Raw genomic sequence first — 23,735 nt, forward strand, 5'->3', positions numbered from 1 at the left:
AATAATAAGTATAGACCAAGTACTTTATTATTGACGTTTTACAATCACGCCATCGCATCCGAAATATGTTATTTTGTTAGCGCACTTAATTAATGCAATTGCCAGATTACCCATCCTATATAGACATAAACATGCGCACGACATAACCATTCGCGCCGCTATAGATTACATTCAGGATAGGGCGCTTCGCGCGCTGCGGATACCAAAGATGACGAATATCGCTACCTCTCTGGAAGAAAAATCACTGCTGATTTTCAACCACCTCAATAAAATGGATAAATTCTGGAATACCTATTCCATGGAGCTTATCACCCAAATCACCGCCTCCGAGCGCATGTATCATCACCAAATTCAACCCAGCGAAAAAGGTCGCTTAAGCATCAGCGTATTTAGCGGTGTTAATATTCATATCATCCGCTCAAGCATGTTTGGTGAAATCCAGATCCAGTTTGAGGTCGAATCCGGGACGTTGGGACGTATTGAGCTCCCGCCAGCCTGTATCGACGTACATGGCAATCTTGATCGCTGCATTCCCGTTCAGGATAAAACCGGGGTGTTTACGCACTATCTCGAACGCCTGCAGGTGGTCTACGACACTCTTTTAGCGCTGTCAGTAGAAAAGGCGTAAACCATGATTGTCAGGCCAGAGCAAAGCTGGCTGCGTAAATTATTCTCGTGGCGCGGCTCCATCATGCGAAAAATCTCGCCTCAGCTTTGCTTCTTTATCATGCTCAACATTGCCTATCTGTTTGTGCTGCCGCTATTGCACCTGCACGGCATTATGGCAAAGGAAAGCTCGTTCTACTTTATTGGTATCTCTATTTCGATATCGGTGTTTCTTGGCTTTCGCAATAACACGGCGTGGCTTCGCTACTGGGAAGCTCGCAAGCTGTGGGGGGATTTGCTGATTGTCAGCCGCTCGTTAATGCGTGAAGTTATTAACACCACCAATACCAGCGCAGAAGAGAAAAAAGTGGTGCTGGATTTGATCGTCACCTACTGCACCACGCTGAAAGCCAAGCTGCGCCACGGACCGGTGCCGATTTCCCGCGCGCTGGACTACCAGCACCTTACTACGCCCTGCAACGCGCTGTTGCAAAACGTGGGGCAGTGGCTGTATCAGCATCGACCAAATGATTTTGTGTACCGCAATTTCAACCACTATCTGAATCAGATGAGTACCATTCAGGGCGGCTGCGAACGCATCAGCAACACGCCAATCCCTTATGCCTATTCGCTGCTGCTGCATCGTACGGTAGGGATTTTTTGCGCCGTGTATCCGCTGCTGCTGATTCACGACTTTGGCGTTTTGACGCTGCTATTTTCCATTTTCACCACCTACGCGCTGCTGGCCCTCGACGCGATTGCCACTGAGCTGGAAGACCCTTTTGGTACGGAAGATAACGACTTGCCGCTCAATGCCATTTGCAACGCGATAGAGATAGATCTGCGGGAGATGGTCAAAGACAGCCTCATCCCGCCAAAACTGAAACCGGACGCGCACTATCGTCTGCTGTAATCGCATTGCGTGACGCGAGATGCGTGGAGGTTACGGGGTGTACCATCCGTCCCATCGCGCGTCGCGCATCCTTCTTAACGAATCACCTCATAGATAGATCGCTGTATCAGCAGCCATTTTTTACTTTCCGCATTACCCGTAGCCTGATTGCGCCGCTGCGCGTTATCCACCGCCTGCCGCTGGCGGGCCACGACCGCCGGGGTCGTGCAGAAGGTCTGAAGATAGGATTTCCGCACCGTATTAAGCGGCGCTCCCTGTGACATCTCGTGCGTAAGGGTATTGATAAACCGTCGGCAGGGCTTCGGCTCGTCCATCTGCAGGCGGTAGCGTAAGAGCAGATTGAGCACCGTTTGATGACCAGCGGACATCGCCAGATCGGTCCAGGCCAGTTGCCAGTTCATCCCGCCGCGTAAAAAGAGTTCGGCCACCTCAATATTATTGCTGTCGATCGCCGAACGCAGCGCATTACTGTCCCAAAGAATCCCGCGCCGAGCCAGAATTTCACGGGGCGAAGGCGTCGCACGCGCCTCCGCAGCGGTCGCCTGTTCTTCAATCGGCGAGACCGCAGACGGCACCACCTCTGGCGTCGCGGTGAGAAGCCAGATACCGCCCAGCGCCATCACCAGCACGGTTACGCCGACCGCACTCCACAGCACGGCGGCAATAATGCGTTCTCGCGTATCGGCACGCTGTCGCGTTTTCTGCGACAGCCGCTCGATGCTGTCGGGAATGGGCCGACCATCCAGACCGTAGGCACGCGCATAGTCATGCGCCCGCTCCCAGAACTGCTGGACCTCAGCGCCGTCTGCGGCCATCAGGCTGGCGGGATTAACGCGGGTGCGCCCCTGCTCATAGGCGCGCTGAACCGGCGCGGCAATCTGCTGCGCGTATAAGTCCAGCAGCAGGCACTCCATTTCCCCCAACGTCCGGTGAGCAAGTACCGAATTTCGCATCCGCCGGATGTCATCAAGAAACAGATGCAGCGTTAAGCGCTGCTCAACCAGAAACGTCAGCGCGGTCGCATAGTTGAAGAACGAAGTAAAATGGCGGGAGAATGTTTTCTTATCGACAAGCAACAGCGCCATCTCGCTGAAGGTCATGCCGTCAAGCATCTCGCCCGACGGGCTTCGCGAGTGCCAACGGGCGCACGCTTGCGGCCCGAACTGCGACTTCAGAAAATGATGCAAATGCGGTTCATCAGGCCAGGCCTCGCCGATCAGGCCGCGGATAGTCAGCTCAACGGCCCGAAGCTGGCGCAGCGCTGGCTCCTGAAGCTGTTCGCCGTCACTGGCATAGCCGGTGTTGAACATGAGCAGAGGCTGCTGCTGTTTGATTTGTTCCAGCGTTACGACAAAGCGCAGCGCCGCAATCAACTGGTTCTCCGTCGCCCCTTGCCCGTGTTCATACGAGGGGATCCCCTGCTGAAGGTGGCGCAGTTGCAGCATAAATTCACTTAGCTGGCTGTCGTTGATGCCGAGGCGTTGGGCAACGGCGCCCCAGCCGCCGAGATTCAGCCGGGCCTGATCCAACTGCTCCAGAAACCAGCGGGGATCTTTACCCTCCGTCACGCGGAGCTTAAGCAGAGTGAGTATTTCAATGGAGGCCTGGCGAATAATGCTCAGGCAATGCTCAAAGTGCTGACCAACCTGACGCGACGACGTCGACATCTTCACGTTCCTTCACCAACAGCAAGGCCGTTTCGCCTTAGGGTTAATATGTTATTTTTCTGTTATTTTTGTCGTTACACCATAGACGAAATCAGGCAAATTAACAGTCCTGTGCCCCCACTCAGAATGTGAAATTATGATCGCGCTCACCACCGAACGTTTAGTCTGCACACAGCTTGTCGACCGCGACTGGCCCTTCTTTCTCGCCCTTCAGCAGCACCCGCAGGTGATGCGCTTTGTGGCGGACAAACGCAGTGAGAGCGAGATCCGCGCCGCCTTTGATTCCCGACTGCCTCACTGGTCGCCCGGTGACGCACACTGGCTCTGTTTGCTGGTTCGCGACAGGCAGAACGCGGCGCTCGGCATCACCGGCTATATTCATCGCGACCATGACTGTGCGGAAGTGGGATTTTTATTCGCCCCTGAGTCGCAGGGCAGAGGCTACGGCACTGAATCACTGCGTGCGGTGTGCGACTATGCCTTTAGCACCGGCGGTATTCGTCGGCTCACCGCGACGGTCACGGCGGGCAATATGGCCTCGCGCCGCACCCTGGAAAAACTCGGATTCCGTCTTGAAGGCGAGCTGCGCGAGAGCTATTTCCTCGCCGGGCAGTGGCACAACGACTGGCTGTTTGGCCTACTCAACCACGAGTTTGATAATTCACCGTCATCCGGCCAATAGGCGGGTGAGCCCCGCTCTTTTACACTTCTCGCGTTACCGGGAGAGAGAGCATCATGAGCACAGGCATCACCATGCCGAGCCGGCAGGGTTTGGCATTTATTAAGCGTTTTCAGGGGCTTTCGCTGGAGAAATACCGCGATGCGGAGGGGTTTTGGGTGATTGGCTATGGGCATCTTATTCATGACCGGGAACGCTTTGATACGCTGTTAACCCACCCGCAGGCAGAGGCGCTGTTTGAACGGGACGTGGAATATTATCGGCAGGTGCTTCTTCAGTGCATCAACGTACCGCTGGAACAGCATCAGTTTGACGCGCTGCTGTCGCTGGCCTTTAGCCTCGGGCCTGAGGGCGTTCAGCTATCACCGATAACACAAGAGATTAACCGCCAGGATTTTAACGCCGCGCTGGCCGAGTGGCTTCGCGCAGGAGAGCAACAGAGCAGCCTGGCGCGCCAACGCCAGGCTGAAGCCGCGTTATTCCAGACCGCTTGGCTGTAAATCCTGGCGATGATTAAGCAGCATCGCCGCCTGGGTACGATTCTTCACATCCAGGCGGCGGTACAAAGACTCCAGGTGGGCTTTCACCGTTCCGGCGCTAATATTCAACGTCCGGCTAATCTCTTTATTGGTTTCTCCGTTCGCCAGCAGGGTTAATATTTCTCGCTGACGCTGGCTTAAGTTATCCAGCCCATGTCTCGTTTGCTCATACTCCATCCGCCAGTCGCCCGGCAGGCAAATTAACCCGCGCATCACGCTTTTGATGGTTTGTACAAATACCTCTACGCTGGCATCGCGCGGAATAATCGCCTGCACATTAAATGCCATCATATTGCTGAGCCAGGCCTGGTTATATTCATTGACGATGATGATGCATTTAGACTCCGGAAACTGCTGAAACTTCTCCTGCAACAACCACTGGCAAAATCCGGGGTCCATTCCCCCATCCAGAATGAGCAGCGCATCCGGATGCTGTAACAACTGCCGCCACAGGTCATCGGCCTGGTTGACGGCACAAACATCAATTCCTGGAATGTGTTCCTGTAAGCTAATTTTCATTCCATGAATAAATATTGACTGCCTGTCAAACATGACTACCTGCATAACGGTTTCCCCATTAAAAAAATAAACTGTTCTTAATGACCGGAAGAGTAATCCTCGCGGCATGAAATAAGAACTCGCCGTTTGGCCAGGGGCATTTTACGTAGATAAGCGGCGATCTAAACATCATAATTATGAATAATTACAACCCTGAGAGCGCCATTACGCATTCACATAACTCATCACATCATGATTAAGGAAAAACTGAGAGAAAGGGCTAATGATAAATATTATTTGGCGAAATGTAGATTACCGAAGGAAAAATAGAAAGCGCAAAATGAAATAAGCCCGAATTCGGACTTATTTCAGCACAATATGAAAAGTGCGTAGCGCTTACAGGAACATCCCACCCGAAACTTCAATACGCTGCGCGGTCATCCAGCGCAGATTGTCGCTGAGCAGGGCGGCGATAGCGTCGCCGATATCGTCCGGCAGGCCGACACGGCCTAGCGCGGTTTGCGAGGCCACGTATTTATTCAGCTCTTCGTTGTCACGCACGCGTCCGCCGCCAAAGTCGGTTTCAATGGCCCCTGGCGCGATACTGTTGACGGAGATTCCCCGCGCGCCGAGTTCTTTTGCCTGGTAGCGCGTGAGGACCTCCATCGCCCCTTTCATGGACGCGTAAGCCGCGTAGCCCGGCAGTGCAAAGCGCGCCAGCCCCGTCGAAACGTTAAGAATGCGCCCGCCGTCAGCCATCAATGGCAGAAGCTGCTGGGTGAGGAAGAACGGCCCCTTAAAATGAATGTTCATCAGCTCATCGAACAGCGCTTCCGATGTCTCGGCAAACGGTGCATAGAGACCAATACCGGCGTTGTTCACTAAATAATCAAATATCTCCCGCCCCCACACCTGCTTAAGCTGCGTTTTCACCTGCCCGGAAAATGCCGTAAAGCTCGCAGTTTCGCTGACGTTCAGCTGCAATGCCACCGCTTTCGCCCCTGTTTGTTCCACTTCGGCGACAACCTGCAGGGCAGCATCACGTTGGCTGTTGTAGGTAAAAATAATATCCGTTCCCTGTGCGGCGAGCTTCAGCACTGCATTTTTTCCCAATCCACGGCTGCCGCCGGTCACAATCGCAATACGCTGGTTCATAGGAAACCTCATTTCAGGTGGTGTGTACGTTGAGAACAAGCTTATTAGGTGATAAAAGAACAATAAATACTGCTAATTACGCTTCACTGTCTCACTTACGACAACAATAGGTCATTCTGATGGATAAAATTCACGCAATGCAGCTATTCATCCGCGTGGCCGAACTGGAGAGTTTTTCCCGTGCGGCCGACACGCTGGGCCTTCCTAAAGGTAGCGTATCGCGACAGATTCAGGCGCTGGAGAATCACCTTGGCTGCCGCCTGCTGCACCGCACTACCCGCCGCGTGCTGCTGACGCAGGACGGGATGGTCTACTTTGAGCGTGCTAAAGATCTCCTGAGCAATCTTGATGAGCTGGACGGCATGTTCCAGAACGATCCCAGCAGCATCAGTGGTCGATTGCGGGTGGATATGCCGGTCGCTGTCGCCCGGAACGTGGTCATTCCCCGCCTGCCCGACTTTTTGCAACACTATCCCGGTATCGAACTGGAACTCAGCAGCAGCGATCGCCTGGTGGATGTGATTCGCGAAGGGTTTGACTGCGTGGTACGCGTCGGTACGCTGAAGGATTCGGGACTGATTGCACGCCCGCTCGGTAAGCTCACCATTATCAACTGCGCCAGCCCGGCGTATCTCGCCCGCTTCGGCTATCCGGAATCACTGGAAGATCTCAGCAGCCATGCGCTGGTACACTATGCGGTAAACCTCGGCGTGCGTCCGCAAGGCTTTGAAGTGGCAAGGGACACCGGAACGCAATGGGTGAAAACAGGCGGAGTGCTGACGGTAAACAGTACCGAAACCTACCATGCGGCCTGTCTGGCAGGGCTGGGCATCATTCAGGTTCCGCGAGTTGGCATCCGCGATGCGCTCCGCGACGGCACACTGGTGGAAATTCTGCCGCAGTATCGGGCGGAACCGATGCCGGTATCGCTGATTTACCCTCACCGCCGCAACCTGTCGCGCCGGGTGCATGTGTTGATGGAGTGGTTAACCGAGGTGCTGCGCGACTATGTCGATTGAATCTGGCACCGGGTCCGGTTGGGGCAAACAGCACCGACTCCGCAGAACCCTCTATACTTAAGTAAAAGCAATAAAAAGGAAATTTCCCCTGATGACGTCGGAAAACAACGACAAACGTCTACAGCAAAAGGCCAGCAAAGCGCTGGATACCGTCACCAGCACGGCGCAGAAGATTCAGCGCCGCCCGGTCATCGCCCACCTGATTCGCGCCGCCGAGCGCTTCAATGACCGAATGGGTAACCAGTTCGGTGCGGCGATTACCTACTTCTCATTTTTATCGATGATTCCGATCCTGATGGTGTCGTTTGCCGCCGCCGGTTTTATCCTCGCCTCACATCCCACGCTACTTCAGGATATTTTCAATAAAATCCTCAACAACGTCAGCGACCCGACGCTGGCCGCGACCTTAAAAAGCACCATTAATACCGCCGTCCAGCAGCGTACCACCGTCGGCCTGGTGGGTCTGGGGATTGCCCTCTACTCTGGCGTGAACTGGATGGGTAATCTGCGCGAAGCGATTCGCGCGCAGTCGCGTGACGTCTGGGAACGCACGCCGCAGGACCAGGAGGCCATCTGGGTAAAATACCTGCGTGACTTCGTGTCGCTGATTGGCCTGTTGGTTGCGCTGATTGTCACGCTGTCCATCACCTCGGTGGCCGGTTCCGCCCAGCAGATGATTATCTCCGCGCTGTACCTCGACAGCATCGAGTGGCTGAAACCCGCCTGGCGACTGATTGGCCTGGCGATCTCTATCTTCGCCAACTACCTGCTGTTCTTCTGGATTTTCTGGCGTCTGCCTCGCCATCGTCCGCGTAAGAAGGCATTGATTCGCGGCACCTTTATTGCCGCCATCGGTTTTGAAGTGATTAAAATTATCATGACCTGGACGCTGCCAACGCTGGTGAAATCGCCTTCCGGCGCGGCGTTTGGTTCAGTGCTTGGCCTGATGGCGTTCTTCTACTTCTTCGCCCGCCTGACCCTGTTCTGCGCCGCGTGGATCGCCACCGCAGAATACAAAGATGACCCGCGCATGCCGGGAAAAACACATAGCTAAGCGCGACGCTGGGCTGAAAACTTCAGCCCAGTCCATCGTTTCAGCATATAAATCCAGCCCGTAACTTTTATTTAACAAAAAACCAGTTTTATCATCCAAGTTATAAAAAATGTGAAGCATTTCATGGATGCCAATTTCCTGGTATAAAAATTATCCACTTTTTCCCCTTCTTTGCCTCATTTTACAATCCTGTTACAGATTGAAATGTCGCTTTTGCTATGTCTAATATGGCCTTTCGTTCGCTATAAATATTAGAAAACACTATGACCAGCACAACACTCGACAACGAACAGGCAACCGCTCCGGTTAACTCGCGTAACAAAGTCGTCGTGGCTTCGCTTATCGGCACCGCCATTGAGTTTTTCGACTTCTATATTTACGCCACCGCAGCGGTGATCGTCTTCCCGCACATCTTCTTCCCGCAGGGCGATCCGACGGCGGCCACGCTGCAATCGCTGGCAACCTTCGCCATTGCCTTCGTCGCCCGCCCTATCGGTTCCGCGCTATTTGGTCACTTCGGCGACCGCGTTGGCCGTAAGGTGACGCTGGTTGCTTCACTGCTTACCATGGGGATCTCCACCGTGGTGATCGGCCTGCTGCCGAGTTACGAATCCATTGGCATTCTGGCGCCGATGCTGCTGGCGCTGGCGCGCTTTGGCCAGGGTCTGGGGCTGGGCGGCGAATGGGGCGGCGCGGCTCTGCTGGCGACCGAAAACGCCCCGCCGCGTAAGCGTGCGCTGTACGGCTCGTTCCCGCAGCTGGGCGCGCCGATTGGCTTCTTCTTTGCGAACGGCACTTTCCTGCTGCTCTCCTGGCTGCTGACCGACGAGCAGTTCATGACCTGGGGCTGGCGCGTGCCGTTTATCCTCTCGGCTGTGCTGGTGATCATTGGCTTGTACGTTCGCGTGTCGCTGCATGAAACGCCGGTATTCGCCAAAGTGGCCGCCGCGAAGAAACAGGTGAAAGTGCCGATGGGCACGCTGCTCAGCAAACACGTGCGCGTGACGGTCCTCGGTACCTTTATCATGCTGGCGACCTATACGCTGTTCTATATCATGACCGTCTACTCGATGACCTACAGTACCGCCGCCGTGCCACACGGTCTGGGTTTGCCGCGTAACGAAGTGCTGTGGATGCTGATGCTGGCGGTGATTGGCTTTGGCGTAATGGTGCCAATCGCGGGCCTGCTGGCGGACCGTTTTGGTCGCCGCCCTAGCATGATCGTCATTACCAGCCTGATTATTATTTTCGCGCTGTTCTTCTTCCAGCCGCTGCTGGGCTCCGGGAACCCGGCGCTGATTATGCTGTATCTGTTGGTGGGCCTGAGCCTGATGGGGCTGACCTTTGGCCCGATGGGAGCGCTGCTGCCGGAGCTGTTCCCGACGGAAGTCCGTTATACCGGAGCCTCCTTCTCCTACAACGTGTCGTCGATTCTGGGCGCATCGGTCGCGCCGTATATCGCGGCATGGCTGCAGTCGAACTATGGGCTGGCCGCCGTTGGCATCTATCTGGCCTGCATGGCCGCGCTAACGCTGATTGCGCTGCTGTTAACTCATGAGACGCGCCATCAGTCGCTGTAATTGATTTGCCGGATAGCGGTGCCACAGCGCCCTATCCGGCCTGCTCCTTCTTACTTCTTCATCTGGGTCAGAATCGTTCGGCACTGGTTTGCCTCGCCTTCGGAGGGGGAAATCAGCGCCAGCAGCGCGGCGGCCGGCGTGACCAGCGTCGCCAGCGCCGCAGCGACTGCGCCGCGGGCGATAAGCGGCCCCGCTTTCACCCCAGCCTGCGGATTCTTAAAGGTGCCGCGCACGTACAGCGGCGAGCGCAAGGTAATAATGCGTATGCCTTTACTTTCCGGGTCGATGGTTAAATCCAGCTGCTCAGAGGCAAAGCTCGCCGTTCCGCTAATGCTGATGAGCGCGTTTTCAGTATCGAAGGCGAAAATCTGCGGGCGCGCCACGCCGTTGACGATGTCGAGATTGGCCGCCGCACAGTTCACCCGCACTTCATCGTCGCCAAAAATCTGCCCGACAATGTAGTTACCGACGTTCAGCCCGACGATCTCCATCAAGTTGCGGCTGATTAAGCCGTCGTTCATCAGCAGCTTCAGGTTGCCGTTACTGTTACCGAGCAACGCCGCCACAGAGTTACCGGTTCCCCGAAGCTCGGCATCGCCGTTCATCTCACCGAGCGTTTTCTGCATCAGTTCAACGTCCGGCATCAGTTCTTTCAGCTTCAGGCGGCGGGCCTGAATATCCGCCCGCCCCTGCATCGGCTTTTTATCCCCTTCCAGATGAACGTTGGCGTTGATGCTGCCACCCGCCAGGCCAAGCTTCAGCGGCTGCAGACGCAGGTCGGCGTTCTTCAGCACAATATGGGTGGAGAGATCGCTAATCGGCAGGCTGCCGCCGTGCTCAATACGTCGGCCCTTGAAGCGCACGTCGGCATCCATCACGTTCCATTTGTCGGTTTCAAAGCGGTCATACGGCAGCACTTTGTCGGCGGGCTGAATGCTTTTCTCGCCCTTTTTCTGCTCCGCACGCTTCGACTGTTCCGCGCCTTTGCCGGAATCAACGCCAATCAGCGGGCCTAAATCCGCCAGCCGCAGCTGGCGCGACTCCAGATCGCCCTCCAGCTTCGGACGCGGCTTAGCGGTGGTGTAGCTGAGCGAGCCGTGAATATCACTGTCGCCAATCCGTCCGTTAAAGCCACGGTAATCAAAGACCGATGACTTCTGCGTATCGATTTTCGCCACCAGCCGACCATCGGTCTCAAACGCCGGCGTATCGGGCAACAGTACGCCGGTCAGGTCATACAGATCCGCCAGCGAATCGCCGGAAAATTTCAGCTGCAGGTCGACGCCGCCCATTTTCATCGGGTCATTCACTACCCCGGCAAACGCCACCCGGGTATTACCGGAACGGAAATCGGCCTGCACCGGGAACGAGGCATCCGCGCCGCGCAGCGCCAGCATGCCGCCAATTTTCCCCGTGCCGCTCAGCGGTTCGCCGTTATAGCGCCCTTTCGCCTTCAGTCCAAAAACGTAATCTTCCACATTGGATTTTTCGTTTTTACCTTTAGTGCCCGTCACCTCACTAAACGGCAGCGGCTTGCCCAGCGGATCGACGAGGATCTCGATATCCGCCTTGCTAACCTTGTCATCAATCGCGATCCGTCCCTGGTCGAAGAGAATATTATCGAGGCGGAAAGACCAGCTGGAGGGCTGTGCGTTGGAGTCCGGCTGTTTGTCCCCGGCGAGATTAAAGGTCCAGTTATTGTTTTTTTCTGACAGGCGAATCAGCCGCGCGTCGGGTTTCACCAGTTTAACCCACGGCAGCCAGACGGTTTTGGTCAGCAGCGCCAGCGGCGCGAGGGTGGCTTCCACCCGGGGGAGATGGACCATCGTGTCCCCGGGGATATCCGGCGGGTTGCCGAGCGTAATATCTTCCGCATGGACGTGCGGCCAGGGTACCCAGCTTCGCCAGCCGGTTTCCTGTTTCTGGCGCTCCCACACCACGCCTAAATCACCGTGGATAGCGAACGGACGGTTAAGTTCTGTAGAGACTTTCTGGTTGATGGTCGGTTTGAGTCGGTTCCAGTCAAAGGTCGCTATCACCACGATGAGTACGACGATCAACAACAAGAAAGTCCCTGCTACTGTGGCGGTAATTTTGCCTGCTCTGGTCATATTCTGCTTCCTCGCTTCTTCCCTTGCCTGTCCTAAAGATAGACCAGACAGATGGAATTACCGGAAACAGCCTGATTCAAAGGGACAAAAACACCTCTTCAAGATGAGCAAAGGGTATTGGACGAGAAAGAAAATAGCCCTGCGCCGCATGTGCTGGCGACTGCTGCACTTCACGCCACTCTTCCAGCGTCTCCACGCCTTCCACGATCACCCCTTCACAGTAGCGGTTCATCAGCTCCAGAAGCAGGATGAACAGCTTGCGGCCTTCCGGGGTTTTGCGCAGCATGATGAACAGATCGCGCGCCACCTTGATGTAGTCATAGCGCACTTCGTTCAGCGCCGAGAAGTTGGCCATGCCGGTGCCAAAATCATCCAGCCACAGCGGGCCGAATTCACACAGCGAGGCCACCGAAGAGTCCTGCGGCAGCGGCATATGTTCTACCAGCTCGAAGCGCAGCCACGGCAGCGTTTCAATCATCGTTCTCAGTATCCGGTCCTGGCGCATTTCCAGCAGCGTCGGCGCATCGACGTTAACCGACGCCAGCACCTTATTCTGTTCAAAAAATGATTTCTTTTTTGCCAGCATCGCCACCTGTTCTTTGATGACGTGGATCCGCTGACCGATAGAGACTGCGGCGAAGTAACGATCCGGGGCAATACGTTTTTGCGGTTGAGAGGGATGGGTCACTATCGTTAGCACTTCGATCGCCATCAAGCGGCCTTGCGTGGTGTAGATAGGCTGGTAGGTATAGACGCGCTCACACTCTTGCCAATAACGCAGCTGCTGTAGGCTTTCTGGCTCCGTATCAGGAACTCTCGCCCGCTGGCTCACCTGCTTTAACGTCATTTAAGCTTCCTGTGAATAGAGGGTCTGAGGGTCTGGTGTTTAGGTTATCGGCGTCGCCATTGAGAACTTTATGTCCATCGTGGGCATTTTATTTTTCCGTATTGATGACAAATACGTCGTAACACGCGCTAGCTCAAAAAAAATAATGGAACGTTGTTTTAATATAGTTGACCATCGAATAGCCACAGCGCACACTACGAAAAATTTACCGAATCAGGTTGATGACTATGTCCAAAAAAATTGCCGTGATTGGCGAATGCATGATTGAACTGTCCGAGAAGGGCGCACAAGTTAACCGCGGCTTTGGCGGCGACACCTTAAATACGTCCGTCTATATCGCGCGTCAGGTCTCCCCTGCAGAACTCAGCGTCAACTACGTGACCGCGCTGGGTACCGACACATTCAGCCAGCAGATGATGGACGCCTGGCAGGCAGAGAACGTCAAAACTGACCTGATTCAACGCATGAGCGACCGCATGCCGGGCCTGTACTACATCGAAACCGATGATACCGGCGAGCGCACCTTCTACTACTGGCGTAACGAAGCTGCCGCTAAATTCTGGCTGGAGAGCGAGCAGTCTGCCGCCATCTGCGAACAGCTGGCGAGCTTTGACTATCTCTACCTGAGCGGCATCAGCCTGGCGATTTTAAGCCCGGCCAGCCGCGAAAAACTGCTGGCGCTGCTGAAGCAGTGCCGCGCGAACGGCGGTAAGGTCATTTTTGACAACAACTATCGTCCGCGCCTGTGGGCAAGCAAAGAAGAGACGCAGCAGGTTTACCAGCAGATGCTGCAATGCACCGATATCGCCTTCCTGACCCTCGACGACGAAGACGCGCTGTGGGGCGAGAAGCCGGTTGAAGAAGTCATTGCCCGTACTCAGGCCGCTGGCGTGAGCGAAGTGGTGGTGAAACGCGGCGCAGACTCCTGCCTGGTAGCCATCGCAGGTGAAGCGCTGGTAGACGTGCCGGCGGTTAAACTGCCGAAAGAGAAAGTGGTGGATACCACGGCGGCAGGTGACTCGTTCAGCGCAGGCTACCTGTCCGTGCGCCTGACCGGCGGCGATGCAACGGCGGCAGCAAAACGCGGCCACCTGACGGCGAGCACCGTGATTCAGCATCGTGGGGCGATTATTCCGCGCGACGCAATGCCTGCGTAAAGTTTCGGGTATGAAAAAACCTCTTCCGGTTGGGAGAGGTTTTTTTTCGTCTGGAGGCTGGGAGAGGAAGTTTCCCCTCACCCCGGCCCTCTCCCCAAAGGGGCGAGGGAGAAAAGCAGAATGTGCGTGGGAGAAAATCGGACGTCAGCATTTGCACGATCGGTCCCCTCTCCCCGTTGGGGAGAGGGTTAGGGTGAGGGGCATGCACCGGACAAATTACTGCGCCGGAGGAATATCCGTCACATCCTGATGGCTTTCATCCACTGCCGCCGCCGACTCCGTCTTCTCCGCCAGCATGATCTTGCCCCAGGTATCCTGGAGATCCTTCATATTGAACTCAGGCTCGCCGGTTGGCTGCTGTAAAATCAGCGCCATATCCTGCGAAAGCTGCTGACGCAGATCCTGATTCAGCATCTCCACCGTCAGCGAGTCGAGAAAACTCTGGCGCAGCTTCTGGTACTGCTCCGGCGCGATATCCACCACCTGATTTTGCAGTGAACGCATACGCTGGCTAATCAGCACGTCGGTATCCATGCGCGCGTAGGTCGCAAACAGCTTTTGCAGCTCCAGCTTTTTCTGCGCCACCAGCGCATCAAACTCATCCTGCGGCAGGCCATTATCACGAACGTTAGCCAACTCACGCGCCACCAGCCCCAGGTTGTTTTCCAGCTTTTCACCCGGTGAGTCCAGATTGATGCCGCACTGCGCGCGCAGGTACAACACGCGGCAGTCGAAGCCCAGCCCGATATCCTTGGTGTTGGTACGGCTCAACTTCTGCTGAACATGCCAGAACAGCGCCTCACGGGAGAGATCGGCGCGCCAGTAGCGCAGGAGCGCTGCCGATTCACGGATTGGCGTCCACGGCGCGTCCCACATGATGGATAAACGATCCTGGCGGACCGCGTTGGTCATAATGCTCACCGCTTCCGGACGCAGCGGAGACAGCGTCGGCAGCGCTGCCGGCGTTTCACGTTTGCCCTTCAGCTCGCCAAAGGCTTTGCTAATCTGTTCAATTGTTGCACGACTGTCGACGTTGCCGACCACAATCAGCGTCATGGCGTCCGGGGTGTACCATTTCTGATAGAACTCGGCGACTTGCTTCGCATCCACCGGCATTTTCAGTGGTTCAGCCGGGTCGTGACCCAGCATCGTCGACCCCTTCAGGCGATAACGCCACCAACCTTCTTTGGTATCCTGCGGCCAGGTCGCAACCATATCCTGCACGCTCAGCGCGTAATTCACGCTTTCCTGGGTGATGTTTGGTTTGCCCAACGAGCTGGCCAGCCAGTTCAGCGCCTCTTTTTGCAGATCGCTGCGGTTGTTTGGCAGGCTTAGGTTAAAGCGAGTGTAGTCATACGAGACGACCGCAGGAGGCTGCGGGCGTTTTGGGTCAATACCCTGCTGCCACATCGAGCGCGCCTGCATGGTTGGCAGACTGCCGCTTTGGGTCAGCGCAATACGAGGAATAAGGTGGCTAAAGCCGGTTTGCTGAGCGCTTTCATTCAGCGAACCAATATCAATAGAGAGCCGGATTTCTACACGGTCACTCGGGCGCTGCGGTGTGGCAAGCACCTGCCACTGGAAGCCATTAGACAACGTACCTTGTTGCCAGGCCGGGTCCGGCTGGAGCGCTTCTGCCTGCACATAGCTGGCCGCTGCCATCATCAGCAAACCACCGGCTAAAAGTCGAATTGTTGTGCCCTGCATGTGAACCCCTGATGAACGTTCCTGGTTACAAAGACAACCGCCATAGAGCGATTGCCTAAAATAATGAAGTAAATACGTCAGTTAGACCACACGATCGCAAAAACGTCACATGGCTCAGAAAAATAAAATGCACGACAGCCATAGGCTAGCACAGCCCATTCATGACGCCGCCTAATTATGCGCAGGAGCCCGCACTCCAGCAAGGGAGTACGGGCGTAAGTGGGAGGATTAAGAGGATAATTCGTGCGGTTTTTTCGCAGTCGGACGGTTATTGAGCACGTCGTCCATCTGCTGAGCATCCAGCTGTTTCACGCGTTTCGCGACCACGATAGTCGCCACGCCGTTACCAATCAGGTTGGTCAGCGCGCGCGCTTCGGACATAAAGCGGTCAATACCCAGAATTAAAGCCAGACCGGCAACCGGTAAATGACCCACCGCAGAGATAGTCGCCGCCAGCACGATAAAGCCGCTCCCGGTGACACCGGCCGCCCCTTTCGACGAAAGCAGCAACACCACCAGCAACGTCACCTGATGGAAAATATCCATATGGCTGTTGGTCGCCTGGGCGATAAAGACCGCCGCCATCGTCAGGTAAATCGAGGTGCCGTCGAGGTTAAATGAATAACCGGTAGGAATAACCAGCCCCACCACCGATTTACGGCAACCCAGTTTCTCCATTTTATCGAGCATACGCGGCAGCGCGGACTCCGATGAAGAGGTGCCCAACACAATCAGCAGTTCTTCTTTGATATAGCGGATAAATTTGAAAATGCTGAAGCCGGTCGCGCGGGCGATAGAACCCAGCACCACCACCACAAACAGAATACAGGTGATATAGAAGCAGATGATGAGCTGGCCGAGCTGCACCAGCGTGCCTACGCCGTATTTACCAATGGTGAAGGCCATGGCACCGAAAGCGCCGATAGGCGCAAGGCGCATGATCATGTTGATGATGCCGAAGATGACCTGCGAGAAGCTTTCAATGACGTTGAAAATCAGCTGGCCCTTGTTACCCAGGCGGTGCAGCGCAAAGCCAAACATCACCGCAAACAGCAGCACCTGCAGGATGTTACCGCTCGCAAAGGCGCCAATGACGCTCGACGGAATAATATCCATCAGGAAGGGGATAATCCCTTGATCTTTCGCCTGTTCGGCATACATGGCGACCGCTTTGGCATCCAGCGTCGCCGGGTCAACGTTCATCCCGGCGCCGGGTTGAACCACGTTCACAATGATCAAGCCAATAATCAGGGCGAGAGTACTGACCACTTCAAAGTACAGCAACGCCACTGCGCCAGTGCGGCCAACCGCTTTCATGCTTTCCATGCCAGCGATCCCTGTTACTACGGTACAAAAGATAACCGGCGCGATAATCATTTTAATCAGTTTGACGAAGGCATCGCCGAGCGGTTTCATTTGCGCGCCCAATTCCGGGTAATAGTGACCGAGCAACACGCCGATCACTATCGCCGTTAACACCTGGAAATAGAGGCTTTTGAAGAAAGAGGTTTTCATAGGATGTCCTTAAGCTATAGCCACAGGAAAAGTAGGGTTTATTTTCACCTGTGAGCACAAAATAACATCCAAGAAACATAATCGAAATATTTGTACGTTGATTTGATATTTAATTGTTAAATCTTTGAGCTGACACGCACAATTGCTATGTTCAGTGACTCGGTAACAGCGATTTCTCCTGGCCAAGATAATCCTGCTCAAACACCTCCGGCGGTACCGCACGAGCGAACAGAAAGCCCTGCAACACATCCACACTCGCCGCACGCAGCCAGGCATATTGTTCTTCATTTTCAACGCCTTCAGCCACCATCTTCAGATTGAGGCTACGCCCCAGCTGGATGATGGCCGATACCATACTGGCGTCTTCCGGCAGCGTGTCGATAAAGATTTTATCAATCTTCAGGATGTCGACCGGTACCGACTTCATATGTTGCAACTGGCGCAGCCCGGCGTAGCCCATGCCGAAGTCATCCAGCGCAATCCTTACCCCGGCGTTACGCAACGGACGCAGGATCGCCACCGCGGCTTTCGGGTCGTCGATACGGCGGCTTTCGGTCACTTCCAGCACCAGCGTGCCGGGCGCGATGCGGTAGCGGTTAAGCAACGCCAGCATGTCGGAGACCATATCGTGGTGTAGCAGCTGCAACGCGGAGATATTTACCGACAGCGGCAGCATAATGCCGCGCGATTGCCACACCGCCAGCTGACGGCAGGCTTCTTCCAGCACCCAATGGCCGACGGTGACCATCAGGCCACAGGACTCAATGCTATCGATCAAATCGTTGGGTAACGCCCAACTACCGTCCGGCTGACGCTGGCGCAGCAGCACCTCGGCGCTACACACCTTGCCGGTGGCAGTATCCACCTGCGGCTGAAGCCAGATAGAAAACTGTTGCGTATCGAGAGCCGTCAGGATATCGCTCTCTTCAGTCAGCCGTTTCTGCGCCTTGATCATCTGTTCAGGGTCAAAGAACTCGATCTGGTTTTTGCCCTTACGGCGTGCGGTAAAGGCGGCGGAGAGTGAACGTCGGTAAAGCTGCTCCGCCGTCAGACCATCGTTAGACATGGCGATACCAATGCTGGCGCTCGGGCGGAGCTGAATCCCCTGCAACGGTAAACGCTCATTCATGATAGTAAGTACTTGCTGACTTAATGTAATGGCGTGCCACGGCTCTTTAACGCCGTAAGCCAGAATAGCGAAGTCATAGCCGCTGACCTGCGCCAGCACCATACGCGGCGAGATCACCTGTTTAATCTTCTCGGCGAGCGTCAGCAGCAGCATTTCGCGCTGCGCCTCTTTCAGTACGCCTGCGGTGTCCTGCAGGGTTTCGCAGGCAATCGCCAGCAGCGCCACCGGCGTTTTGCGCGCCAGACTTTGCTCCAGTAGCCCCAGCAAGAACGCTTTGTTCGGCAGGTCAGAAACCGGGAATCGGGTCGATTGGCTGCTCAGTTCGTCGTACTGGCGTAACAGGGCCTGCTGGTTACGGTTATAGCTGCGGACCAACGTGCCAATTTCATCATCATGGTGCAGGCGCGGCAGCGTCAGCTGATGCCCGATGCGGTCCGCCCCCGGTAAGTCGTGAATCTCATAGGCGATACTGCGCAGCGGCCTGACGATAAGCCGGTTAATACACCAGGTCAGGGCAACGGTCAGAATCAACACCAGAAGAAAGTAAGCGGTCACTATCGTTGCCAGCGCGCTCATCACAAACTTATACATACGCCAGGAGTCGGCCTGGAGCACCAGATAGGCCAACGGCTGCGGATTTGCCGGCCGTTCAAGCGAATAGAGCGGCAGCGATATCTGCACCGGCAGTTCGAAAATACGGGTAATACTCACCGGAACGGGGCGTTCCGGGATAAAGCTCATGCGCAGCGCCTGAAACTGGTTTGGCAATACCACGTCCGCCCGGCTAACAATACCTGACGGCTGAATACGTCCAAGAATGGACTCTGCTTCCGGGATATCGGCCTTAAGGATGGCTGCGGAAAGGGGTTGGCGCACCGAGCGCGCGATACTCTCTAATTGCGTAGCCGTGTTATAGCGATCCTGCTGCACAAAATGGAACAGCAAAATAAAGCAAAATATAAACAAAAACAACATGGTAACAACAGCAACCATAGCCATTTGTTTTATAGTAAGTGAACGGCTGACGCGCAAAAGAGCTCTCCACAGGTACGAACGTATTGCTCAGGCATTGAGAATAACGAGGCTGGCGGCAAAGTCAAAACGGACTCTGGCGCGATAATTATAACCCGGCGTCAAGCCGGGTTATATAAGACGAATACCTATATCAGGATAGATGAGGTTACCAGTCAGCGTACGGTACCAGCGGCTGCGGCGGCATGTCGAGGTCACCCTGCCATCCGGCGGCGGAGTAACGCACGTACAACAGCGCATGGCTTGGGGTGTAATCTTTGGCCTGCTGAATATCCACACCCGCGCCGATAAACCAGTTGGACGTGACCCGACGTTCGACGAGGGCCCGCGCCGTGTAGCCGAAGCCCTGGCTACTGCCGCCGCCGTTGGTATCATCGCTCGCGTCCTGCTTCCATTGCGACGGAATCAGATTCATCAGCGGATAACGTGGCTCGGTTTTCGTACGTGAATGCGACCAGGAGACAGATCCCCCCAGTTCCCACGACCAGTTTTCCGTGCGTTGGCGCCAATTCACTGGCACGGCGAAGGAAACGTACTCCTGCGGGCTGTAATAGCCGCCCTGACCTAACGTATAGCCGCTCAAATCCTTCTGGTAGTGCCAGATCATGTTGTTCAGCCCGACGGTTACCCGACGGTTGTTCTCGTTGACAACCTTGTAGTAGTAGCCGGTCATCCAGCGCACGCGCCAGTTGTCGGCGACGTTTTTGCCGGTCAACTGATCGCCGCTCAGCGAGGCCCATACGCCGTTGGCCTCACCTTTATCGTAACTCAGGCTCAGACCGCCGCCGTTAGCGCGCACGCCACCCCAGGTCGTACCGGGATGTGCGCCGCTGCTGTTGTCTTTCTGTCCGCCGAAGGCCAGCAGCGAGCTGGAAATCGGTCGACGGTGCGCGTTGAGCGTGTAGCCCAGCGGGCCGAGATCGTTGCTGTAGCTCAGGCTACCGACCACATCGACGACATTAAAGCCAATCGGCGTGGTACCGATATCGGCGTTCCAGGTATCATTTTTCCAGCCCACGGCCACGCTGGCGCCACTATCGCTCTGATGCGCAGAAGCATGACAACTGGCTAAATCACAGGTCCCCCACTGCTCCTTATGGTAGCCATTTTTGTCGGTGGAGAAACTCCCGGCATCCATATTGACCAGATCGGAGCGGAAGAACATTCGCCCGTCAGCAAGCGGCGCGTCCACCTGTAACATGGTGGTGTGCGCTTTCAGATCCGAATAACCGCCCGTACCGCTGGAACCCCAGTAATCATGCTCCAGCGTGACGTTCAAATCCTGCTGACGATACAGGTCGGCCGCATCGCTGCGCACGCCGCGCTTGAGCCAGTCATCTTTTTCATCGTTACGCGTCAGGCGGGTAAAGGTGTCATTATCCTGCGGTCGCGTCGGGGTAACCTGCGCCGCCACCATGGCATCTTTGTAGGTTTCCAGCGCCTGCTGTGGGTTGCCGTCCTGCGCCTGATAACGCGCCGCGTCGCGCAGCACCATCGCGCTTTCCATTGATGGCGGCTGCGCTTTTGCCTGCGGCACCAGCGCGGTCAACATTTTCTGGGCCGCCCCCGTGTCGCCCAGTTGCGCACTCACCAACGCAATACGGCGCTGGGTACCGAGCGAACGCTCACCTTCTGCCGGCAGTTCGGCCAGTTGCTGGCGCGCCGCCAATGCGTTGCCGTCAGCCGCGTAGACCTCCGCTAACCCCAGGTGGGCATCCTCATCATGAGGGTCTTTCGCCAGCACCGCGTTGTATTCGGTCAACGCTACGGCGCTGTCACCCCGCTGCTGGGCCCAGTCGGCGAGGGTTGAATGAATGCGTGCAGACTCCGGCTGCTGTTTCAGCAACGCGATGGCCTGCGCCTCTTGTCCACCGTCGCGCAGACGGTTTGCCTGAGCAATCAGTTGGTCGCTGCGCAGACGTTGATCCAGCTCGCGAATGTTGTCCGTCCACTGCGACGACGGCAGCGCGGCCAGATGCGTCAGCGCCGCCTGATCCTGACCGTTGCCGGAGAGATACAGCCCGTAGGCGTAAACCTGATCGGCGTCGGTCGGTTTCTTATGCGCCAGGTTGAGCATCAGACGGTCGGCTTCGCCGCGTTGCCCCGCGCTCACCAGGTCGCGGGAAAGGCGATAGGTGATCCACACATCGTCAGGCGACAGCGCCAGGCGCTGACGCTGAAGCGTCGCCGCCTGCGCCCACTCACCGCGGTTTTCCAGCGCTTCTGCCTGCTGTGAAAGCCGGTCGTTGGTCAGGCTGCGTTCGATATCATCAATACTGCGACGCTGGCTGGCCGAGAGACCATTAATAAAAGCGGTCGCTTTTTCCGGCGACTCGGCGCGATAGATATTGGCCAGCCCGCGCACCGCGCCGCTGTTGCCACGGTCAAGGCGCAGCGCCTGTTGGTAATAGCGCTCAGCCGCAGCGGTATCTTTACGGGCTATCGCCACGTCGCCCAGCCCTTGTACCGCATAGCTGTCGGTGGCATCCAGCTTACGCGCCTGCTGGTAGAAGCTCTCCGCCTGCGCCAGATTATTGGCTTTCAGCGCCGCGTCGCCTTTGCGGATCAGCGGCCAGTACAGTTCCCAGGTTTGCGGTTTATTCGCCTCAGCTTCGGCCTCTTTCGCCTTCGCAAGGAACACCGGATCCGCCAGCTGTTTTTGCTGCTCGGCCAGCAGCGCACGGGCGCTGTCCGCCGATTCGCCGCTGGTGAAAATTAACAGGTAACGCTGTAGCGCCTGCACGCTGGACGGGCTGGCAGGCTGGTTTTTAATGGCCTTAAACCAGAGGTCGGCTGCCGGTCCGCGACCACCCGCCGATTTCGCCATCTGTTCGAGTACCGCAAATGCCGCATCGCGCTGGTTGTCGGCCAGGAGCGTATTCGCCAGCGTCATTTGCAGGCCAACGTTGCCGGGGTTTTTCTGGTTCAACGACTGCAGTTGTTTGAGCGCTTCGTTGTGCCGGGCGGGCAGTTTCGCCACCGCAGTCCAGTACTCCACGGCATAGTCGCCATCTGGCGGCGGGCCGTTAAACGCTTTTTCATACTCCGCCAGCGCTTCCGGCACATGGCCGGTGGTGGCGAGTAAACGCGCCTGCTGTAGCGACTGACGCCCGGCATCGGTGTTCAAACCAATTTCCGCGCGCGAGGCGTTGTACTCCGTGGAATTGGGCGCGACCTGCGCCAGTTTTTTCAACTGCGCCTGCGCACCCGCGGTATCCCCCTGACGCAGCATGTAGCGCAGGCGAGCCGCCAGCACCTTCGGGTTATTGGGGTTAATCAGCTCTAACCGATACAGCGACTGCTGCACCAGATCTTCACGTTTGCTGGCTTCGCCAAGACGCACCTGGTTGAGCAACTGCTCTTCCGCCGAGGTGTCCGCGAAGACCGGCTGTACCAACGACAGCCCCAGAGAGAGGGTGAGTAAACTTAGTGTGAACTTGCGCATTCCTGGCCCCAGTCAGGTAGTAATTCGCCGCGGGCGCTGAAGCGAAAACGGTGTTGATCCCAGCCCTGACCAAAGAGGGTCAGAACATAACTATAATAAGCATCCGCGCCGGGAAAATGGTCGGTTACACGCTGGCGCTGAACGGCCTGAGCATCACGATCCTGTAAGAACGGCAGCAGTGAAGCCGAAAAACCAACCGGGCCATCACCGGTCACTTTCCCCGTGGCGATCGCCACTTTCTCCGGGGGAAGCCCCTGCCGGGCGGTCTGCGCCGCCATTGGGTTAAAGCGTTTAAGCAGACGCGCTTTTTGCGGGTCTGCGTCGTTCATCATTCCCACCCACAAATAGACGCGAATCGCATCATAGCCGCCGATCACATTCGCCTCTTTTAGCTGCCAGCCCTTTGCTTTTTCGTAGCTCACCCAGTCCGGCGAAAAGCCTTTCGGGGCGGTATCAAGCAGCAGTTTGAGGTTGGTATCGCGCAGCGTGGTCCACGGCGCGCCGAAGCGGCTGAAATACTGCGCCACCTGCGGAGGGAAGTAGCTGGGGTTAAAGCGCCAGCGCGTCTCTTCGGCAAAACCGACGCGTCCTGGCAGAAGCATTAGCCCCAGACCCGGTACATTCACCACTTCATCGGCAGCAATCTTCGCCAGTAGCGCTTTGCCGGTATCGGTATAGTCGTCGTTTTTCCACAGTCGACCGGCCTCCAGCAACGTCCAGGCAATCCAGATATCGGAGTCAGACGCGGAATTGCTGTCCAGCACCGTCCATGCCTCTTCGCTCTTTTTACCCCATAACCACGCCGGAAGATGCTCGCGCAGTGAACCTTGCGCCAGATTGTTCTGCGTCCAGTTAAACAGAGTGGCGAACATCTGACGATCGTTGGCCGCGAGGGCAAAGAACAACCCATAGCTTTGCCCCTCTGAGGTGGTGATTTTGCGAGAATCACTGGGATCGATCACCCGCCCTTCTGCACTCACGTAATCCTTTTTAAACTGCTCCCAGGCCGGCCAGTCACAGGCAGCCTGTACCTGACCGCCAAGGGCGCACAGCAGAACGATCCAGCTCAGCATCTTCATCGC

At 56.1% G+C, this 23,735-nt stretch carries 18 protein-coding genes; 8 read left to right on the forward strand and 10 right to left on the reverse strand.

Annotated elements, in window-relative coordinates; translation table 11 throughout:
• Nucleotides 1-208: 208 nt before the first annotated feature.
• Both NNN71_RS01275 and NNN71_RS01280 read left to right on the forward strand, forming a co-directional pair.
• Nucleotides 209-628 (forward strand): hypothetical protein, encoded by a 420-nt coding sequence (locus tag NNN71_RS01275; RefSeq protein ID WP_271457703.1) that lies wholly within the window; start codon nt 209-211, stop codon nt 626-628.
• Between the two features lie 3 nt (nt 629-631).
• Entirely contained in the window at nt 632-1,519 is an 888-nt protein-coding gene (locus NNN71_RS01280) for a bestrophin family protein (protein ID WP_167574870.1), read from the forward strand.
• A gap of 74 nt (nt 1,520-1,593) precedes the next feature.
• On the opposite strand, the gene NNN71_RS01285 is transcribed toward NNN71_RS01280, so the two are convergent.
• Nucleotides 1,594-3,186 carry an STY4199 family HEPN domain-containing protein gene (locus tag NNN71_RS01285; protein ID WP_271457704.1) on the reverse strand — a complete coding sequence of 531 codons (1,593 nt, stop codon included), beginning with the start codon at nt 3,184-3,186 and terminating at the stop codon, nt 1,594-1,596.
• Between the two features lie 136 nt (nt 3,187-3,322).
• Here NNN71_RS01285 and NNN71_RS01290 point away from each other — a divergent pair, with 136 nt between their 5' ends.
• Both NNN71_RS01290 and NNN71_RS01295 read left to right on the forward strand, forming a co-directional pair.
• Nucleotides 3,323-3,868: a GNAT family N-acetyltransferase gene (locus tag NNN71_RS01290; RefSeq protein ID WP_271457705.1), complete on the forward strand. Its 546-nt coding sequence runs from the start codon at nt 3,323-3,325 to the stop codon at nt 3,866-3,868.
• A gap of 53 nt (nt 3,869-3,921) precedes the next feature.
• A complete protein-coding gene (locus tag NNN71_RS01295; RefSeq protein ID WP_163446826.1) occupies nt 3,922-4,365 on the forward strand; it encodes a lysozyme in 444 nt (147 codons plus the stop codon).
• Here the strand turns inward: NNN71_RS01295 and NNN71_RS01300 are convergent.
• Complete coding sequence (locus NNN71_RS01300; protein ID WP_271457706.1) at nt 4,342-4,968, reverse strand: response regulator transcription factor; 627 nt, start codon at nt 4,966-4,968, stop codon at nt 4,342-4,344. The genes NNN71_RS01295 and NNN71_RS01300 overlap by 24 nt on opposite strands.
• A 330-nt stretch (nt 4,969-5,298) precedes the next feature.
• Entirely contained in the window at nt 5,299-6,057 is a 759-nt protein-coding gene (locus tag NNN71_RS01305) for an SDR family NAD(P)-dependent oxidoreductase (protein ID WP_271457707.1), read from the reverse strand.
• Nucleotides 6,058-6,176: 119 nt separating this feature from the next.
• Here NNN71_RS01305 and NNN71_RS01310 point away from each other — a divergent pair, with 119 nt between their 5' ends.
• The 3 genes from NNN71_RS01310 (at nt 6,177) to NNN71_RS01320 (ending at nt 9,710) form a co-directional block, all read left to right on the forward strand.
• The gene (locus tag NNN71_RS01310; RefSeq protein ID WP_167574866.1) at nt 6,177-7,076 is read left to right on the forward strand and encodes a LysR family transcriptional regulator; all 900 of its coding nucleotides are present in this window, start codon (nt 6,177-6,179) and stop codon (nt 7,074-7,076) included.
• Nucleotides 7,077-7,167: 91 nt separating this feature from the next.
• The gene (gene yhjD, locus NNN71_RS01315; protein WP_223882138.1) at nt 7,168-8,130 is read left to right on the forward strand and encodes an inner membrane protein YhjD; all 963 of its coding nucleotides are present in this window, start codon (nt 7,168-7,170) and stop codon (nt 8,128-8,130) included.
• A 263-nt stretch (nt 8,131-8,393) separates the two neighbouring features.
• Nucleotides 8,394-9,710 (forward strand): MFS transporter, encoded by a 1,317-nt coding sequence (locus NNN71_RS01320; protein WP_271457708.1) that lies wholly within the window; start codon nt 8,394-8,396, stop codon nt 9,708-9,710.
• Nucleotides 9,711-9,760: 50 nt separating this feature from the next.
• Here NNN71_RS01320 and NNN71_RS01325 read toward each other — a convergent pair whose 3' ends face one another.
• Both NNN71_RS01325 and pdeH read right to left on the reverse strand, forming a co-directional pair.
• The gene (locus NNN71_RS01325; protein ID WP_271457709.1) at nt 9,761-11,821 is read right to left on the reverse strand and encodes an AsmA family protein; all 2,061 of its coding nucleotides are present in this window, start codon (nt 11,819-11,821) and stop codon (nt 9,761-9,763) included.
• Nucleotides 11,822-11,897: 76 nt separating this feature from the next.
• Nucleotides 11,898-12,668 carry a cyclic-guanylate-specific phosphodiesterase gene (pdeH, locus tag NNN71_RS01330; protein WP_163446834.1) on the reverse strand — a complete coding sequence of 257 codons (771 nt, stop codon included), beginning with the start codon at nt 12,666-12,668 and terminating at the stop codon, nt 11,898-11,900.
• Nucleotides 12,669-12,895: 227 nt separating this feature from the next.
• On the opposite strand from pdeH, the gene NNN71_RS01335 reads away from it, so the two are divergent.
• Nucleotides 12,896-13,825 carry a sugar kinase gene (locus NNN71_RS01335; protein WP_271457710.1) on the forward strand — a complete coding sequence of 310 codons (930 nt, stop codon included), beginning with the start codon at nt 12,896-12,898 and terminating at the stop codon, nt 13,823-13,825.
• A gap of 216 nt (nt 13,826-14,041) precedes the next feature.
• On the opposite strand, the gene NNN71_RS01340 is transcribed toward NNN71_RS01335, so the two are convergent.
• The 5 genes from NNN71_RS01340 to bcsZ all read right to left on the reverse strand — a co-directional run bounded on the left by NNN71_RS01340 (nt 14,042) and on the right by bcsZ (nt 23,732).
• Nucleotides 14,042-15,532 carry a M16 family metallopeptidase gene (locus NNN71_RS01340; RefSeq protein WP_163446838.1) on the reverse strand — a complete coding sequence of 497 codons (1,491 nt, stop codon included), beginning with the start codon at nt 15,530-15,532 and terminating at the stop codon, nt 14,042-14,044.
• A gap of 228 nt (nt 15,533-15,760) precedes the next feature.
• A complete protein-coding gene (locus NNN71_RS01345) occupies nt 15,761-17,047 on the reverse strand; it encodes a dicarboxylate/amino acid:cation symporter (RefSeq protein WP_163446840.1) in 1,287 nt (428 codons plus the stop codon).
• Between the two features lie 151 nt (nt 17,048-17,198).
• Nucleotides 17,199-19,208 carry a biofilm formation regulator HmsP gene (gene hmsP, locus NNN71_RS01350; protein ID WP_167574862.1) on the reverse strand — a complete coding sequence of 670 codons (2,010 nt, stop codon included), beginning with the start codon at nt 19,206-19,208 and terminating at the stop codon, nt 17,199-17,201.
• 148 nt (nt 19,209-19,356) lie between these two features.
• The gene (gene bcsC, locus NNN71_RS01355) at nt 19,357-22,653 is read right to left on the reverse strand and encodes a cellulose synthase complex outer membrane protein BcsC (RefSeq protein ID WP_271457711.1); all 3,297 of its coding nucleotides are present in this window, start codon (nt 22,651-22,653) and stop codon (nt 19,357-19,359) included.
• Complete coding sequence (bcsZ, locus tag NNN71_RS01360) at nt 22,635-23,732, reverse strand: cellulose synthase complex periplasmic endoglucanase BcsZ (RefSeq protein ID WP_163446845.1); 1,098 nt, start codon at nt 23,730-23,732, stop codon at nt 22,635-22,637. Before bcsZ ends, bcsC begins: the two co-directional genes overlap by 19 nt.
• Between the last annotated feature and the right edge of the window lie 3 nt (nt 23,733-23,735).

This window comes from Kluyvera sp. Awk 3, assembly GCF_028069715.1.
Taxonomy (GTDB): Bacteria; Pseudomonadota; Gammaproteobacteria; order Enterobacterales; family Enterobacteriaceae; genus Kluyvera; species Kluyvera georgiana_A.

Coding starts and splice junctions, on each gene's coding strand:
- NNN71_RS01300 (WP_271457706.1), bottom strand. CDS start 4,968: ATGCAGGTAGTCATGTTTGACAGGCAGTCAATATTTATTCATGGAATG.
- NNN71_RS01320 (WP_271457708.1), top strand. CDS start 8,394: ATGACCAGCACAACACTCGACAACGAACAGGCAACCGCTCCGGTTAAC.
- NNN71_RS01340 (WP_163446838.1), bottom strand. CDS start 15,532: ATGCAGGGCACAACAATTCGACTTTTAGCCGGTGGTTTGCTGATGATG.
- NNN71_RS01335 (WP_271457710.1), top strand. CDS start 12,896: ATGTCCAAAAAAATTGCCGTGATTGGCGAATGCATGATTGAACTGTCC.
- NNN71_RS01275 (WP_271457703.1), top strand. CDS start 209: ATGACGAATATCGCTACCTCTCTGGAAGAAAAATCACTGCTGATTTTC.
- NNN71_RS01290 (WP_271457705.1), top strand. CDS start 3,323: ATGATCGCGCTCACCACCGAACGTTTAGTCTGCACACAGCTTGTCGAC.
- NNN71_RS01280 (WP_167574870.1), top strand. CDS start 632: ATGATTGTCAGGCCAGAGCAAAGCTGGCTGCGTAAATTATTCTCGTGG.
- NNN71_RS01305 (WP_271457707.1), bottom strand. CDS start 6,057: ATGAACCAGCGTATTGCGATTGTGACCGGCGGCAGCCGTGGATTGGGA.
- yhjD (WP_223882138.1), top strand. CDS start 7,168: ATGACGTCGGAAAACAACGACAAACGTCTACAGCAAAAGGCCAGCAAA.
- bcsC (WP_271457711.1), bottom strand. CDS start 22,653: ATGCGCAAGTTCACACTAAGTTTACTCACCCTCTCTCTGGGGCTGTCG.
- NNN71_RS01325 (WP_271457709.1), bottom strand. CDS start 11,821: ATGACCAGAGCAGGCAAAATTACCGCCACAGTAGCAGGGACTTTCTTG.
- NNN71_RS01295 (WP_163446826.1), top strand. CDS start 3,922: ATGAGCACAGGCATCACCATGCCGAGCCGGCAGGGTTTGGCATTTATT.
- NNN71_RS01345 (WP_163446840.1), bottom strand. CDS start 17,047: ATGAAAACCTCTTTCTTCAAAAGCCTCTATTTCCAGGTGTTAACGGCG.
- NNN71_RS01310 (WP_167574866.1), top strand. CDS start 6,177: ATGGATAAAATTCACGCAATGCAGCTATTCATCCGCGTGGCCGAACTG.
- bcsZ (WP_163446845.1), bottom strand. CDS start 23,732: ATGAAGATGCTGAGCTGGATCGTTCTGCTGTGCGCCCTTGGCGGTCAG.
- pdeH (WP_163446834.1), bottom strand. CDS start 12,668: ATGACGTTAAAGCAGGTGAGCCAGCGGGCGAGAGTTCCTGATACGGAG.
- NNN71_RS01285 (WP_271457704.1), bottom strand. CDS start 3,186: ATGTCGACGTCGTCGCGTCAGGTTGGTCAGCACTTTGAGCATTGCCTG.